The sequence below is a fragment of the Nocardia niigatensis NBRC 100131 genome (genome assembly GCF_000308655.1).
Classification (GTDB): domain Bacteria; phylum Actinomycetota; class Actinomycetes; order Mycobacteriales; family Mycobacteriaceae; genus Nocardia; species Nocardia niigatensis.
In genome coordinates this window covers 79,447-92,907 of the sequence record NZ_BAGC01000052.1, presented here as the reverse complement: position 1 = coordinate 92,907, position 13,461 = coordinate 79,447, and the positions used below count along the sequence as shown (strand labels likewise).

General features: G+C 68.4%; 12 protein-coding genes. 5 read left to right on the top strand and 7 right to left on the bottom strand.

Annotated elements, in window-relative coordinates:
• Positions 1-78 precede the first annotated feature (78 nt).
• Both ON33_RS38545 and ON33_RS24885 read right to left on the bottom strand, forming a co-directional pair.
• Complete coding sequence (locus ON33_RS38545; RefSeq protein ID WP_051152753.1) at positions 79-1,167, bottom strand: hypothetical protein; 1,089 nt, start codon at positions 1,165-1,167, stop codon at positions 79-81.
• Positions 1,167-1,913 carry a ParA family protein gene (locus ON33_RS24885; RefSeq protein WP_083869272.1) on the bottom strand — a complete coding sequence of 249 codons (747 nt, stop codon included), beginning with the start codon at positions 1,911-1,913 and terminating at the stop codon, positions 1,167-1,169. Before ON33_RS24885 ends, ON33_RS38545 begins: the two co-directional genes overlap by 1 nt.
• Before the next feature lie 319 nt (positions 1,914-2,232).
• Between ON33_RS24885 and ON33_RS43550 the strand changes: the two genes are divergently transcribed.
• A complete protein-coding gene (locus tag ON33_RS43550) occupies positions 2,233-3,138 on the top strand; it encodes a C40 family peptidase (RefSeq protein WP_245550697.1) in 906 nt (301 codons plus the stop codon).
• Positions 3,139-3,343: 205 nt separating this feature from the next.
• On the top strand, positions 3,344-4,333 hold the full coding sequence (locus ON33_RS24870; protein WP_083869271.1) for an SMP-30/gluconolactonase/LRE family protein: 990 nt from the start codon (positions 3,344-3,346) through the stop codon (positions 4,331-4,333).
• Here the strand turns inward: ON33_RS24870 and ON33_RS38540 are convergent.
• A complete protein-coding gene (locus tag ON33_RS38540) occupies positions 4,282-4,935 on the bottom strand; it encodes a TetR family transcriptional regulator (RefSeq protein ID WP_051152752.1) in 654 nt (217 codons plus the stop codon). The genes ON33_RS24870 and ON33_RS38540 overlap by 52 nt on opposite strands.
• Positions 4,936-5,066: 131 nt before the next feature.
• On the opposite strand from ON33_RS38540, the gene ON33_RS24860 reads away from it, so the two are divergent.
• Entirely contained in the window at positions 5,067-6,149 is a 1,083-nt protein-coding gene (locus ON33_RS24860) for a substrate-binding domain-containing protein (protein ID WP_040861483.1), read from the top strand.
• Positions 6,150-6,223: 74 nt separating this feature from the next.
• Here the strand turns inward: ON33_RS24860 and ON33_RS24855 are convergent, their stop codons facing one another.
• Positions 6,224-6,487, bottom strand: coding sequence for a hypothetical protein (locus tag ON33_RS24855; RefSeq protein WP_157184716.1), 264 nt, complete (start codon positions 6,485-6,487; stop codon positions 6,224-6,226).
• A gap of 254 nt (positions 6,488-6,741) precedes the next feature.
• Between ON33_RS24855 and ON33_RS24850 the strand changes: the two genes are divergently transcribed.
• Entirely contained in the window at positions 6,742-7,698 is a 957-nt protein-coding gene (locus ON33_RS24850) for an undecaprenyl-diphosphate phosphatase (RefSeq protein WP_174391568.1), read from the top strand.
• Positions 7,699-7,800: 102 nt separating this feature from the next.
• On the opposite strand, the gene ON33_RS24845 is transcribed toward ON33_RS24850, so the two are convergent.
• The 3 genes from ON33_RS24845 to ON33_RS24835 all read right to left on the bottom strand — a co-directional run bounded on the left by ON33_RS24845 (position 7,801) and on the right by ON33_RS24835 (position 12,290).
• Positions 7,801-9,435, bottom strand: coding sequence for a cutinase family protein (locus ON33_RS24845; RefSeq protein WP_040861480.1), 1,635 nt, complete (start codon positions 9,433-9,435; stop codon positions 7,801-7,803).
• A gap of 258 nt (positions 9,436-9,693) precedes the next feature.
• The gene (locus tag ON33_RS24840; protein WP_040861479.1) at positions 9,694-10,794 is read right to left on the bottom strand and encodes a baeRF11 domain-containing protein; all 1,101 of its coding nucleotides are present in this window, start codon (positions 10,792-10,794) and stop codon (positions 9,694-9,696) included.
• 101 nt (positions 10,795-10,895) lie between these two features.
• A complete protein-coding gene (locus ON33_RS24835) occupies positions 10,896-12,290 on the bottom strand; it encodes a lipase family protein (RefSeq protein WP_040861478.1) in 1,395 nt (464 codons plus the stop codon).
• A gap of 199 nt (positions 12,291-12,489) precedes the next feature.
• On the opposite strand from ON33_RS24835, the gene ON33_RS24830 reads away from it, so the two are divergent.
• A complete protein-coding gene (locus tag ON33_RS24830) occupies positions 12,490-13,308 on the top strand; it encodes an SDR family oxidoreductase (protein ID WP_040861477.1) in 819 nt (272 codons plus the stop codon).
• Positions 13,309-13,461 lie beyond the last annotated feature (153 nt).

Here is a 13,461-nt window from a genome sequence, read left to right as displayed (position 1 = left end):
GGAACTGCTGGAGTCGCGGTCGGAGATATCGAAAGGGCCCGGCACTCGGCCGGGCCCCTTCGATGATGCGGAGTAACGCTATTCGGTGTCGGGCATTCGCTCGGCGGCCGGAATCTGGCGCTCGATGAGTTCGGCCAGCGTCCGCAGTTTGGCCGCGAATTCGCGGGCGGCGACCGGGTGTTCGGTGGAGCCCTTGACCACCTTCTGGGTGAGGGCGGTGAGCCGCGATTCCACCGAGCTGAACAGATCGGGTGTCTGCGTCTGCTCCTCGACGAGGTCCCCGCGCAGCCACTCCCGCAGCCGCTGCACCACCGCGCCCTCGTCGTAGTCGTCGGGGAGCACGGCCACCGCCTCGCGCAGTTTGCCCGCGGTGACCTTCACGTCGGCGGCCAGCGTGGTGTAGACGGTGACCGCCGCGTCCTCGCCGTAGGCCGCGGCCACCGGCAGCAGCTCCCGGATCTGTCCCTCGTTGATGGCGGGAGCGAGGGGGTGCAGCCGGGCGGCCAGCGGCCAGGCGCGGATCAGCTTGTGCGCGTAGGACCGCTGCATGTCCCATCGCTTCTCGACGTACTCGTCGAAGGTGGCGTGATCGGCGCGGTAGAGCCGCCCGTCCCGCACGATCTGCAGAGCGCGCCCGGCGGTCCAGAACGCCACCCGCAGCGCGTCGATGGAGGACTCGCAGAGCTCGAGCTGATCGGTCTCGGTCCGGCTGAGCGGCCCCTCGCCACCCCTGCTGGGCAGCGGCAGGTCGAGCACGCTCGGCGCGGGCTCGACCTCCTGCGAGGTGACGGCGGGGACCGGAGCCGGTGCGGGCGGCTCCGGGGCGACCGCGGTTGGCTCCGGCTCCGGGGCGGTCGCTACCGGCTTCGCTGTAACCGACACCGGCTGCACCGCGACCGGTGCGGGCTTGATCGGAGTCGGTGCGGGCTTGATCGGACCCGATGCGGGTTTCGCGGTGGCCGGTGTGGAGACTGGCGAGTCCGATTCCGGCGGCGCGGGTTTGGCCGGCGCCATCAGCACGGTGGTCGCGGCCTGCGACAGTTTCGGAGTACGCGGCCATTTGGCGTCCCGGAGCGGCGAGACCGGGGGAGTGTGCTCGGCCTCGTCGGAGAGCGGGTTGCGGCCCAGGCCCCCGCCGATGGAGCCCTTGCGGCGCTGCGGCGGCATCAGGCCGACACCTCCGCCGGAATGCGCGCGGACTCCGCGGCCTCCAGATAGGGCAGCACCAATTCGTCACCGACGGCGCGGTATTCGCCGAGATCCTCGATCGGATTCTCGGCGCCATCGCCGACTTCACCGTCGGCGGCTTCGCGGTACCACTTCCACGCGCTCACATAGGATTCGAACACGTCGTATCCGGCGTCCTCCAGATTGCCGCGCTGCGTGCGGTATTCGGTGGAGACATTGACGCCGTTCTTCATGGTGACCGGAACCTTGGTCATGAGTACTCGCACCCGGATGGCCTTTTCGTGCTCGGCGGCCGCTTCTTCGGCGGCGCGATAGGTGCTGGGCACGCGCTTGACCTCCGAGGGGCTGACGCTGGTGACGAGAATGAGCTCATCGCTCACCGGGACGGCGGCCTTGAAGATGTCCGCCGATTCACCGCCGGCGTCGACGATGATCACGTCGTAGTTCGCGGAATTGTCGGTGATGCAGTCGTTCACGTGCCGGGACGGGAAGGCGAGCAATTCGTAGGGGATGGCGACCTCGGCCTTTTGCAGCCGCCGGTACCAGGAGTAACCGGTCTGGCTGAGCGGGTCGGCGTCGATCACGAGTACCCGGAGTTCGTGCACCGTAGCGAAATACGAGGCAAGGAAGAAGGCGGAGGTTGTTTTGCCCACTCCGCCTTTGAGATTCCCCAGTGTGACAACCAGGGGTCGGGGAAGATTCGGTAGCGTACCGGATTTGGTCATCGATCATCCTCCTGATGATGGGGAGGGCTGTTTTTCCGTCGTTCAGTCTCACACGGTCGTCCGTCCGGGCCCGTGAAGGCTCGCGTGATGTCGTCGAATTCGATGCAAATCGACTGTGCCCGAGCCGAAGAATGGCTGTGTCCAATTGGACACAGCCGCAATGTTTACTGTTTCGTTATCAATAACACGCCTGTCATTCGTTGCACCCTCTGCAGTTCCGGCGAAATATGCACTCTCGGATCTGCTGCAGGACCGAAGAGTTCGCGTGTGATGGACGGATACCGAATAGCTTTCACGGCCTATCGGAGGACGACCGCTCATGGAAACCAACGGTGATAGACAGAAGGTTCGAGTTCTACCGCGGCTGACCCTGCGGACCCTGGTGACAGGAGTCCTGGGCGCGGCAGCCGTCGGAGCAGCCCTGCTGTTCGCAGCGGGCCAGGCGCAAGCGGCGCCGGTCACGGTCCCCGGCATCGGGGAGATCGAGATTCCCACCGAGATCGTCACTCAGTTCGGCCTCGCGCCCACGCTGGGTACGGAGATCGCACCGGCTGTGGAGATCGCACCGGCTGTGGAGATCGCACCGCAGCCCGCGGTCGGCGAGACCGCCGCGGTCGGCGTGCCGGATGCCTCGCGCATGGTCGGGGTCCCGGGACACATCGCCGTCACCCCGGTCGACCCCATGCCGGATCCGCTTCCGGTCCAGATGTTTTCGCCGGAGTCGCTGCGCCCCGTGTTCCCGGCGCCGGAATCCCGCTCGGTCGTGGTCGCCGGCCTCGGCACCTTCCAGGTGCCCAGCAGCCTGCCCCCGCTGACCGGTATCCCCGGTGTGACGGATGCCGCGGCGGCCCCCGGGCCGGTGCCCGCGACGATGCCGAAGAAGACCGTCGGCGAACGTGCCGTCGAGGCGGCGCGCACCAAGCTCGGCGCGGACTATCGCACCGGCGGCAACGGCCCGGACTCCTTCGACTGCTCGGGTCTGGTGCAGTGGTCGTATCGCGAGGCGGGAGTCGAGGTGCCGCGCACCAGCTATTCGCAACTGGCCGCGGGAACGCCGGTGCCGCTGGACGATCTGCAGCCGGGTGATCTGGTCTCGTACTACGGCGGCGGCCATTCGGCGCTGTACCTCGGTGACGGACAGGTCATCCACGCAAGCGATTACGGGTCCGGCGTGAAGGTCTCACCGCTGACCACTATGCCGGTGGCCGGAGCCCGCCGCTTCTGATCGGTACCGGCCGACCGCGCTCGTGCCGACCTTCTCGGAACATGTTGTGCAGCGATATCATCCGCGCACGCATCCGCTATCTGGACAGAGGCCCGAGACGTGGCGACCGGGAACCCCGCGGCGAGGAGCCGGAAATGCGGAGCCGGGCGGATCGAAAACCCGGCACGGCGGCGTTGAACCCCGAGATCACCGGGTACGTCCTAGGATGCAGGGATTCATCGGCCGACATGGACGAGGTGCGACATTGGCTATCAGGAAATCCGCGGCGCTCGCCTTCTCGATGCTCGCCTGCGGCGCGCTGTCGACGTTCACCGCGGCGCCGGCCTCGGCCACACCGGTCTGTCCGGGCGCGGGCCAGCCGACCGGGGTGGTGGCCTCGGTACCGGGGGCCGCGCTCGAGGGGCTGACCATCGACCACGCCGGCCGGGCCTTCGTCACCGATCTGGTCAGCGGGCAGGTGTTCCGCATCGATGCGCCGGGCGCGCCCGCGGTGCCGATCGCCAAGGTGCCCAGCGGCGGTGCGGGCGCGCTGGCCTGGTTGCCGGACGGCCGTCTGCTGGTCGGCTATGGCGCGGATCCCCGGGTGCTCGTGGGTGACGCGCTGCGGAACGCCGGCAGCGTGACCGTCGACCCGGACACCGGGGCCGTGGCTCCGTTCGCGGCCGGGCTCTCCGCGGCCGACGGTATGGATGTGGCGCACGACGGAACCGTCTATGCCACCAATGATTTCGGTGCCCTGGTGGGCCGGGTGGCTTCGAACGGCGGGGTACAGGCGGACTGGGCGCGCTTGCCCAGTGCCAATGGCGCGGTGCTCAATCAGGACAACTCGTATCTCTACGTGTCGCGGACCTTCGTGAATCCGGGTGTGAGCCGGATCCCGACCAATGCCCCGTGGGCCCCGCAGTCGTTGCTGGACCTGTCCGGCGGTGACTTCACCGCCGCGCCCGATGGTTTGACGCTGGATTCGCTGGAGCGCCCGGTGGTTCCGTTCAATCTCTCCGGGCAGGTGGTCCGCATCGACGCCCCGGGCCAGTACTGCGTGCTCGGCGCCGGGCCACGGCTGACCAGCGAGGTGCAGTACGGCCGTGGCGGCCAGGGCTTCTCGGCCGGGCGGCTGTTCGGCATCACCTTCACCGGCGTGGTCTACGAGATCCCGGGCGGCTTCGACCCGGACGCCCGGACCGCGGCGCCCTGATCGACGGGCTCGGTCAGCAGTCCGACGATCATGGCGATGATGCTGTCGCGAGCGTCGGCCCGCTCTTCCGGGGTGGGCAGGTCCTGGCGTTCGTAGTCGGCGAGCAGGGCGAACATGACGGTGGTCATGCCCTGTAGCCGGTATCGGCGCTGTGCCGGGGTGAGGTCGGGCATGGCGCGGTAGAGCCGCGCGACCAGGACTCGGGTTGCGGCCCAGCGCTTCTCGTGCAGGTTCGGTCCGGTGACGGCAGGATGCGCGCGGGCCTGCTCGAGGAATCGCGCGTAGTGCGTCGACCCCTCGGCGTAGGGCACGTCGAACATGGGCCGCACCAGGATGGCTACTAGGGCGGCCACGCTGTCCGGCGCGCCCGCGGCCTCGTGCTCGGCGAGCAGCGCGGTGCGCCGGGATTCCAGCGCCGGCTGATGCCGTTCGATGATGGCGGCGATGAGCCCGTCCCGGGAACCGAAGTGGTAGTGCACCGCGGAGTTGTTGCGCTGTCCCGCCGCCACCGCGATATCGCGCAGGGCCACGTCCGGTCCGCGCTCGGCGATGGAGCGCTCACCAGCGAGCAGGATCAGCTCGCGCGCGTCAGGACTGTTCACCGGGTCACTATAGGGCGGCCGCCGGCTGTGGCAATTTCCCGGTTCGCGGCGAAACGGTACTATCGTGCCCCTCCGGCATGTACCGCGTCGTACCGCGCGGACGCCGGCAGAGACGACGGTGGTGATGATCCATGACGCCACGAGACCTCCGGTCGCGCCGGGCCACGGTGGACCTCGCGCTGGTGGTGCCGCTGAGCGGTCCCGCCGGTATCTTCGGGCCGTCCTGTGAGGCCTGCGCGGCGCTGGCCGTCGAGGACATCAACGCGGTCGGGGGCATTCTGGGCCGCCCGGTGCGGCTGCACACGGTGGATGCCGGCGCGCCGCTGCCGGTGCTGGCCGCGCAGATCGACCGGATGGTGAGCCTGGGCATGATCGACGGGGTGGTCGGGTGGCACCTGTCCAATGCCCGCAAGGTGATCACGCCGCACACCGCGGGGCGGGTGCCCTACATCTATACGACCTTCTACGAGGGCGGCGAGGATTCCGACGGCGTCTACATGGTGGGGGAGACGCCCGATCAGCAATTGTTCCCGGCGCTGCGCTGGTTCCGTTCCGAGCTGGGGGTGCGGCGCTGGTGCGTGGTCGGCAACGACTACGTGTGGCCCCGTGAAACCGCAAGGGCCACTTGGGATTTCGTGTCCGGCACCGATATCGACGTGGTCGGCGAGGTGTTCGTCCCGCTGGGCGGCCGTGATTTCACCGCGGCCGTGGACCTGATCCGGCGCTCGCCCGCCCAGGGGGTGCTGGTGTTGATGGTCGGCGCGGACTGCGCGGCCTTCAACCGGGCGTTCGCGGCGGCCGGGCTGGACGACGGGCGGCTGCGGCTGAGCATGATGATCGGCGAGGACGTGCTGTACGCCGGCGGCCCGGACAGTGCGCGCGGATTGTTCACGGCCTGTGGCTATTTCGAGAGTCTGGTGTCACGTGAGGGGATGGCGTTCGGCGGCCGCTACACCGCCCGCTTCGGGCAACTGGCCCCGGCGTTGAACAACATCGGCGAATCCTGTTACGAGGGCCTGCTGCTGTTCGCCTCGCTGGCGGAGGCGGCACGCAGTCTGGATGTCCGGCTGATCGAGCGCGGGGCGGCGCGGGTCAGTTACGGGGGCCCGCGCGGTGAGGTCCGGGTGCGCGGCGCGCACACCACACAGCCGGTCTTCCTGGCGGGAACAGATGTCATGGACTTCAGCGTGATCGCAGATCTGACCGGGAGCTGAACCGGCTGGCCGGTGCCGGGACCTGCAGTTCCCCGCTCCGCCGAACGCCGGCGCGCACGCCTGGCTCGGTAGCCCTAGAGCGCGGGCGCTCCGGGTGGTGAGCCGCGAAATGGATTCGCGACGGCGATTCCCGGGAATCTGTGGTGGATGCGATCCACATACCGGCGCACCGTGGAGAGTTCGGCATTGATCGACTGCCGGGCTTCGGGGGTGGGTGCGGTCTGCAATCGCCGGGTCAGTTTGACTACATGCCTTTCCAATTCGTCCAGGAAGATGCGGGCTTGAGCTAACTCGGGATCTTCGCCGGCGTCGGGATTGTCGAATCCCCTGTACTGCATATCGCGGAAGTATTCCACGCAGCCGGGCTCCGCGCGGCGCAAATGGATTGCGTCCAGCCGGAATTCGCCGCGCGCGGGGATGCGTGCGCCGCATCGAATACCCCGGCGGGGTGCCCCGCGGCCGGTGCCTGGATCCGGCCGATGCCCTCCGATCCACCACGTGTGCGCACGCCGGCACGGATCGAGTAGCCTCGCCAAGCGAGCTGCCCCGGCGCGATCGGGGTGTTCGGATCCCCGCACCGCCCCCGACAGGAATTCGAATGGCCATCAGTTATGTGGAGTCCATCATCGTCGGCGCGCTCCAGGGGGTGAGTGAACTCTTCCCGGTCTCCAGCCTCGGCCACAGCATCCTGCTGCCGGCCTGGGTGGGCGGCAAGTGGGCCGACGATCTGAGCATGTCGGCCAAGGACTCCCCATACCTGGCGCTGCTGGTGGCCATGCACGTCGCCACCGCGCTCGCCCTGGTGATCTTCTTCTGGCGGGACTGGGTGCGCATCATCCAGGGTCTGTGGGATGTGGCGCTGACGCGCCAGATACGTACGCCCGAAGCGAGATTGGGTGTGCTGCTGGTGATCGCGACGATTCCGGTGGGCCTGGCCGGCCTGCTGCTGGAGAAGGCGGTCCGCAACTATCTCGGCACCCCGATCCCGACATCGATCTTTCTCGCGATCAACGGTTTCGTGCTGTTGTCGGCCGAGCTCATGCGCAAGCGTGAGCATGAGCCGGAGTTCGTGCTGTCCAGCCCGACCGGCCGCACCGGCGACCTCTCCATGGAGGACACCATCGTGCTCCCCATGACCGACCCGGCGCGCGCCTCGGATGTCCGCCTGTCCCGCCTGAGCATTCGCGACGCCACCCTGATCGGCGCCGCGCAGATCGCGGCGCTCTTCCCGGGCATCAGCCGCTCCGGCAGCACCATCGTCGCCGGCCTGTTCAAGGGCATGCGCCACGAGGATGCCGCCCGCTTCGCCTTCCTGCTGGCCACCCCGGTCATCCTGGCGGCCGGTGTGCTGAAGACGCCGGAGCTGTTCAAGCACGAGAACCACGCCATTCTCGGCCCGGCCCTCGCGGGCAGCGTGGTGGCAGGTGTCCTGTCCTATATCTCGGTCAAGTTCCTCACGGCCTACTTCGAGACCAAGACCCTGACGCCCTTTGCCATCTACTGCCTGGTGGCCGGCCTCGGCAGCCTGGTCTGGTTCTCGATCCGCTGATCCCCGCTCGCCTGCTCGCACAACGAAGAATGCGCCGGTGCGGTCGACCCCTGGAGGGCCGCCGCACCGGCGCATTGCTCGTTCCTCGGTGAGATCGGGTTCTCAGTGCGAGGGAGTGGTGGTCGGCGGTGTGGTCGTGGTGGTCGTCGTGGTGGTGGCCGGGGCCGTGGTGGTGGTCACGGGGGGAGTGGTCGTCACCGCCGGCGTGGTGGTGTCAGGCGTGACGGTGGTGGGCGGTGTCGTGGTGACCGGCGGCGTCGTCGTGACCGGAGTGGTCGTGCCGGCCACCGGGGTGGTGGTACCGCTCGGGGGTGTGGTGCTGCCGGGGACCGCGGTCTTCGGGGCGGCGGCCAAGGCGGCCGGGGCACGGGTGGTGGTGCTCGTCGCGGTCAGGGTCTTGGGGTTCAGCTGGCCCGCCTGGGCTTCCTTGGCGAGTTCGGTGAGCCAGGCCGCGGCGTAGTCCGCGGAGCTCACCGGCTTGCCGTTGTCCGGGTTGGAGTCGTGCCAGTAGTCGAAGTGGTGGCCGGTGCCGTTCGGGCCCAGGGTGAGGTTGTACGGGTCGTTGAGCAGCACCGGGATGGTGTTCTGGTTGGTGGTGATCAGCCCGATGACCTCGTTGAACACCTTCTGCGGCAGGTAGGCCAGCGGCGACATGTTCTCGGCCTGGATGGAATCCGCGGCCACCGGGGTCGGGTTGTCCTGGTTCGGCTTGTAGTCGGGCTGCGAGACCTTGAGCAGGACGTCGAGGAAGGTTTCCTTGCTGGTCCACCAGCCCGGATTGTGCGCGATATCGGCGAAGGCGTTGCCCGCGATCTTGCCCAGCACCACGGCCACATCAATGCCGGTGGTGGGGGTGAGGCCGTCGCTCTGCATCTGGTCGGCGTTGATCTGGCGGCCGACATTGATGGCCAGTTGCAGCAGCGAGATGTTCTTCGGTGCCGCGCAGGTGAGGTCGCCGTCGGAGCAGAAGGAGGCGATGCGGCCGTTCAGCGCGCCGAAGTCACCGGAGTGGTCGGAGAGTGCGCCCTGGCCGCCGGCGATGTCCTTGCCGGTCTGATAGGTCTGGCCGAAGTTGTCGGGATGGCTGGGGTCCTTGGCGCCCGGGAACGGGCCCTCGCCCGCCGATCGGCCCGAGTCGGCGAGGATGACGACACCGGCCACATTGCCCGGGTCCACGATCCCGTACTTGCCGTCCGCTCCGGCGCTCTGGTGGCCGATGTCCATGGCGACCCGGCGCGTCACATCCGCGCCCTCGCTGTAGCCGACGATGGCGAACTTGGTGTTGGGGCAGGCTGCGGAGATGTCCCGCATGACCTGTTCGGTATTGGCGACGCCGGTGTCCACGGCGTTCTCGTAGCTGTCCAGGTTCGCCGGGTAGGAGACGTACACCGCCCAGTACGAATTGGAGTCGACCGAGCCGCCGGGCGCGTTCACCACCGGGTCCACCCAGTGGCTCTGGTAGTCGTCCGACAGTGCGGCGGGCAGCTCGTTGCCATTGGCGTCGACCAGCATCTTCGTCGTGCCGGCCTGCGGTGAGTCATTGCGCCCGGCGACCGAGATGGTCACCATGTCATGGCATTCCGTGACCGACGCCTTGAGGGCCGGCTCGGCCTGCTTCGAATCCGGTGAGGACGTGAGCGCGAACGTCGCCGCGACCGCGACCGCTATGCCCAGCGTCGCCGGCGCCGCGACCGCCGACGCAATCCTATGTCGCTTCATGAAGCCACGAATATCCATGCCCGAATCCCCATTTCACCCCGACAAGTGAACTGTCAGGCCCTGCGCGCGTTCGGGCCGTCTACCACCGGAGACGTCGTCACGAGAGATCCGAGCGTTACTCACACGAATGATTCGTTACCGCACGATGACCCGGCGAGGGTCCGAGGAAAGGGGGCGCGAGCAGTGTGAGCACGGTCACCCGCCCCCGGTTTCGGGGGGACCGGTCGGGTGACGTGGGTTACCCCGGCGTGTCCGGGCCGGGCCAGGTGAGTACGGCTAGGGCGTGTATCGGAGGATGGCCGCCGCGTGCGCGCCATCGGGAATGTCGTCGGCGCGCACGGCCAGCACGCGGCCGTTGGAAAGCAGCACGCGCCTGGAGATCTCATCGAGGACGTCGGGGGCGTCGCCGTCGCCGGAGGCCGCGGTGAACGCGCCGTCGTCGGTCAGGGAGCCGGGCACGGACGCGTCGATGTCGACGAAGAGGGTGTGCACGATGCCGAAGGTGGCGGCGCGGGCGATGTCGGACAGGTCGATGGCGCCGCGGCCGTCGCTGCGGCGCTTCTCGAATTCGCCTCGGACGTCGGCCAATTCGGCGGCGTAGTGCTGATCGAGCAGTGCGCGCGCGCGGGCCGCGAGGTCGCCGTCGGAGAGGTGCTCGGGGTTGCCGGGGATGCCCTCGGCCAGCAGCAGCGGGTAGCTTTCGACCGATCGGTACAGCGAATCCGTCGGTTCGGCGGCGGCCAGGATGAGCGGGATGTCGTGCCCGGCCAGCACCGGCCGCAAGGCCTGGTCCACGGCCCGGCAGAACTGCCGCACCCGCACCTTGCGACCCTCGCTGCCCTGCAGGCGGCCGTGCGGGGTGCGGCCCAGCGGCGGCAGATCCAGGTACTTGTTCAGATCGGTCGGGAGTCCGGCGACGGCCACCTCCTCGGCCGGCCCCTCGGCCGCGACCTCGACCAGCCGCACCGCGTTCTCGGACAGCGCGAGCACGAAGGCGGTTTGCGGAAAGGTCACCGCTCGCAGCAGCGGCTTGATGTAGAAGCGGTCACCGAGGGTGGAGCTGGGTTCGAGCCGGTTCGGCAGGCGGTAGGTGCGCAGGACGTCGGGGGTCGCGTGCACGGCCAGGGTGCGGGACTGGAAGCGCCAGTAGTCCTCGTCGTCGATGAGGTCGGCGAACGCGTCGGTCAGGGCGATCCGGGCTTCCTTGTCTGTTACCCGGTCGAGCGCCTCTTTCACCTGATTCTCGAAAGCCAACCGGTTCTTGTCCGGAGTCGGGGTGTCCCGCTCGGTCGGGGTGTAAACGGATACGCACCACGGTCCGGTGGTCGACGCCAGCGCCAGAATCTCGCCGTGCGTGGGGATATCGGTATGCAGCATGCTCACCCTCCGCGGAGTCGATTTCTTCTGCTCCATCCAAGGTAGCTGACACGTTGCTGTCGCTGGATCGGTATCCGGCGGCAGCAACGCTCCAGGGGTGGTCAGGCCCCGATGGGCTTACCGAAGAACGAGGCCAGGGTCTCGCCCAGGGTGTCGCCGAGGGTCTGCAGCTCGCCGGGGGTGCCGAGCATGGACGGCATGTCGGCGGTGGAGCAACCCGGTTGCGCCGCAACGCCGTTCAGCCGGTCGAACAGCCACATGAGCGCGGCGGGGCCACCGGTGACCTCGGCCATGATGTGCTCGCTGGCCCAGTCCCGGGTGTAGGTCACCTGGGCGTCCGGATGCTGGCAGTAGGTGTCGACCAGCTGGTTGGTGGAGGGCAGCGGCAGGATCTCGTCCCACCGCGAGTGCCAGATGAACAGCGGCATGTCGGGCAGGCTCTTGCCCAGGCGGGTGTCCTCGAGCATGGCCTGCACTGCCGGTTCCTGCAACGGGTCGGCCGAATTGATCATTCCGGTGATGTTCAGGAATGGCAGGAGCGCGGACTGGTACTGCACGCAGAACGGCGCCTTCACCGCGCGCAGCAGCTGCCCGACCGGGTCGAGCTTCTGATCGAGCAGAGCGTTGAAGTCCGGATATTCGCGCGACAGGCCCAGTACCGCGCCGAGTACCAGACCCGCGGTCGCCTGATTGTTGGCCATGAGCAGGGTCGCGCCCAGATCGGCGCCGATGCCGCCGGACGCCGCGCCGACGATATTCAGTTCCGGCGCATAGGTTTTGCGCATTTCGGCGGCGTGCATGGTGGGCATGGATCCGCCCGAGTAGCCGTACAGGGCCACCGGTGCGCCCGGCCCGACCTCGAGCGGTGCGAAGGAGGTGGCGGCGCGAATGCCGTCGAGGGTGATGCGCCCGCCCAGCGGACCCGCCGCGTAGGCCGAGTTCGGGCCCTCGTGATCGGGGATCACCACCGCGTAGCCCTTCTGTAGCGCGGACTGCGCGAACAGGAACTCGGCGGGCGCGACGATCTGCCCGAGCAACGGCGCGGCCGAAAGGTGTTGCAGCGCATAGGAGGGACTGCAGTAGCCCGCGGTGGAGTCCTCGGCGATCTGCACCGAGAGCAGCTTGCGCGGCGCCGGCGAGACCCCGCGCGGCTTGATGAGCGTGGCCACCGCCGGGATCGCCTCGTCGCGACCGTTGTTGGAGCGGTAGGAGACCTGCCAGGCATCCACGTTGAGCGGGATCAGCCCGAAGTTGGCGATATCGACCTGCCGGGCCGCGATGATCTCGCCGGGCGCGGCGGCCGCGACCACGTCGGCGGGCGGCTGATAGAACCCCGGGTCGAGTTCCGGGGGTAGCGGCACGATCTGCGCCGGCGCGATCGAGGGCAGGGCGGGATCGGCCGACGCCGGTCCCGCGGTCATGCCCGCCACCACCAGTGCACTGATGGATACCGTCCCGAGTCGCAGTAATCGCCCGGTCAGCCGCCTGGTCTTCATCGACCCACTTCCTCACCCTGATCCCCATGTGAGACTGTCTAGTCTCAATATTGCGGAGCTCACTCTGCCACAGGTGTGACCGGGCTCGCAATATGCACGCGTGGCGGAATCGGCACATCGCGCGCATCGCCGAATTTCCGGCTGCGCGACGGCTTCGCCCCTTGCTTCGAGTGCACTCCAGCTGTCTAGGGTCGGGGAAATGAGCAAAGTGTGGTTCATTACCGGCGTATCAAGGGGTTTCGGGCGGGAATGGGCGCTCGCCGCACTGGAGCGGGGGGACCGGGTCGCCGGCACCGCGCGCGATCTGAGCACCCTCGACGAACTGGTCGCCAAGTACCCGGAGACCTTCCTGGCGCTGCGGCTCGACGTCACCGACCGCGATGCCGACTTCGCCGCTGTGCAGCAGGCGGCCGACCATTTCGGACGCCTCGACATCGTCGTGAACAATGCCGGCTACGGCCAGTTCGGCATGCTCGAGGAGCTGACCGAACAGGAATGGCGAGATCAGCTGGAAACCAATGTGTTCGGCGCGGTCTGGGTGACCCAGGCGGCGCTGCCCATCCTGCGCGCGCAGGGGAGCGGGCACATCCTGCAGGTCTCCAGCATCGGCGGCATCTCCGCCTTCCAGAACCTGGGCGCGTACCACGCGTCGAAGTGGGCGCTCGAGGGCCTGTCGCAGTCCCTTGCTCAGGAGGTCGCGCCCTTCGGCATTCACGTCACCCTGATCGAGCCGGGCGGCTTCGCCACCGACTGGTCCGGGCCGTCCTCGCGGCACGCCACCCCCAACCCCGTCTATGACGCGGCCCGCGCGGCCCGCGCCGCCCAGCGTTCGTCGGTCCGCAGCGGTGATCCGACCGCCACCAGCGGCGCGATCCTCGCCGTGGTCGATGCCGACCAGCCGCCGCTGCGCATGTTCCTCGGCGAGGTCCCGCTGGCCATCGCCACCGCCGACTACGAGTCCCGGCTCGAGACCTGGCGGCAGTGGCAGCCGATTTCGGCTGCGGCCCAAGGTAACTGACGATCGGTTCGTAATCCGGGTCACCCGACCGCCCGTGCAGGCTCCGGCCTGCGCGGGCGGTCGTCGTTTTCGGGCGGTCTCCGGGCTCGGGCCGCCTTCGCTGTCCCGGGGGTATTTACATCCACTATGGCGTAGCTTACATTCGCATTTGTT

What these genes read in the sequence shown, in the direction of transcription:
- ON33_RS24840 (WP_040861479.1), bottom strand. Translation starts at nt 10,794, where the DNA reads ATGCTGCATACCGATATCCCCACGCACGGCGAGATTCTGGCGCTGGCG.
- ON33_RS24855 (WP_157184716.1), bottom strand. Translation starts at nt 6,487, where the DNA reads ATGCAGTACAGGGGATTCGACAATCCCGACGCCGGCGAAGATCCCGAG.
- ON33_RS24835 (WP_040861478.1), bottom strand. Translation starts at nt 12,290, where the DNA reads ATGAAGACCAGGCGGCTGACCGGGCGATTACTGCGACTCGGGACGGTA.
- ON33_RS43550 (WP_245550697.1), top strand. Translation starts at nt 2,233, where the DNA reads ATGGAAACCAACGGTGATAGACAGAAGGTTCGAGTTCTACCGCGGCTG.
- ON33_RS24870 (WP_083869271.1), top strand. Translation starts at nt 3,344, where the DNA reads ATGCAGGGATTCATCGGCCGACATGGACGAGGTGCGACATTGGCTATC.
- ON33_RS24885 (WP_083869272.1), bottom strand. Translation starts at nt 1,913, where the DNA reads ATGACCAAATCCGGTACGCTACCGAATCTTCCCCGACCCCTGGTTGTC.
- ON33_RS24860 (WP_040861483.1), top strand. Translation starts at nt 5,067, where the DNA reads ATGACGCCACGAGACCTCCGGTCGCGCCGGGCCACGGTGGACCTCGCG.
- ON33_RS24845 (WP_040861480.1), bottom strand. Translation starts at nt 9,435, where the DNA reads ATGGATATTCGTGGCTTCATGAAGCGACATAGGATTGCGTCGGCGGTC.
- ON33_RS24830 (WP_040861477.1), top strand. Translation starts at nt 12,490, where the DNA reads ATGAGCAAAGTGTGGTTCATTACCGGCGTATCAAGGGGTTTCGGGCGG.
- ON33_RS38545 (WP_051152753.1), bottom strand. Translation starts at nt 1,167, where the DNA reads ATGCCGCCGCAGCGCCGCAAGGGCTCCATCGGCGGGGGCCTGGGCCGC.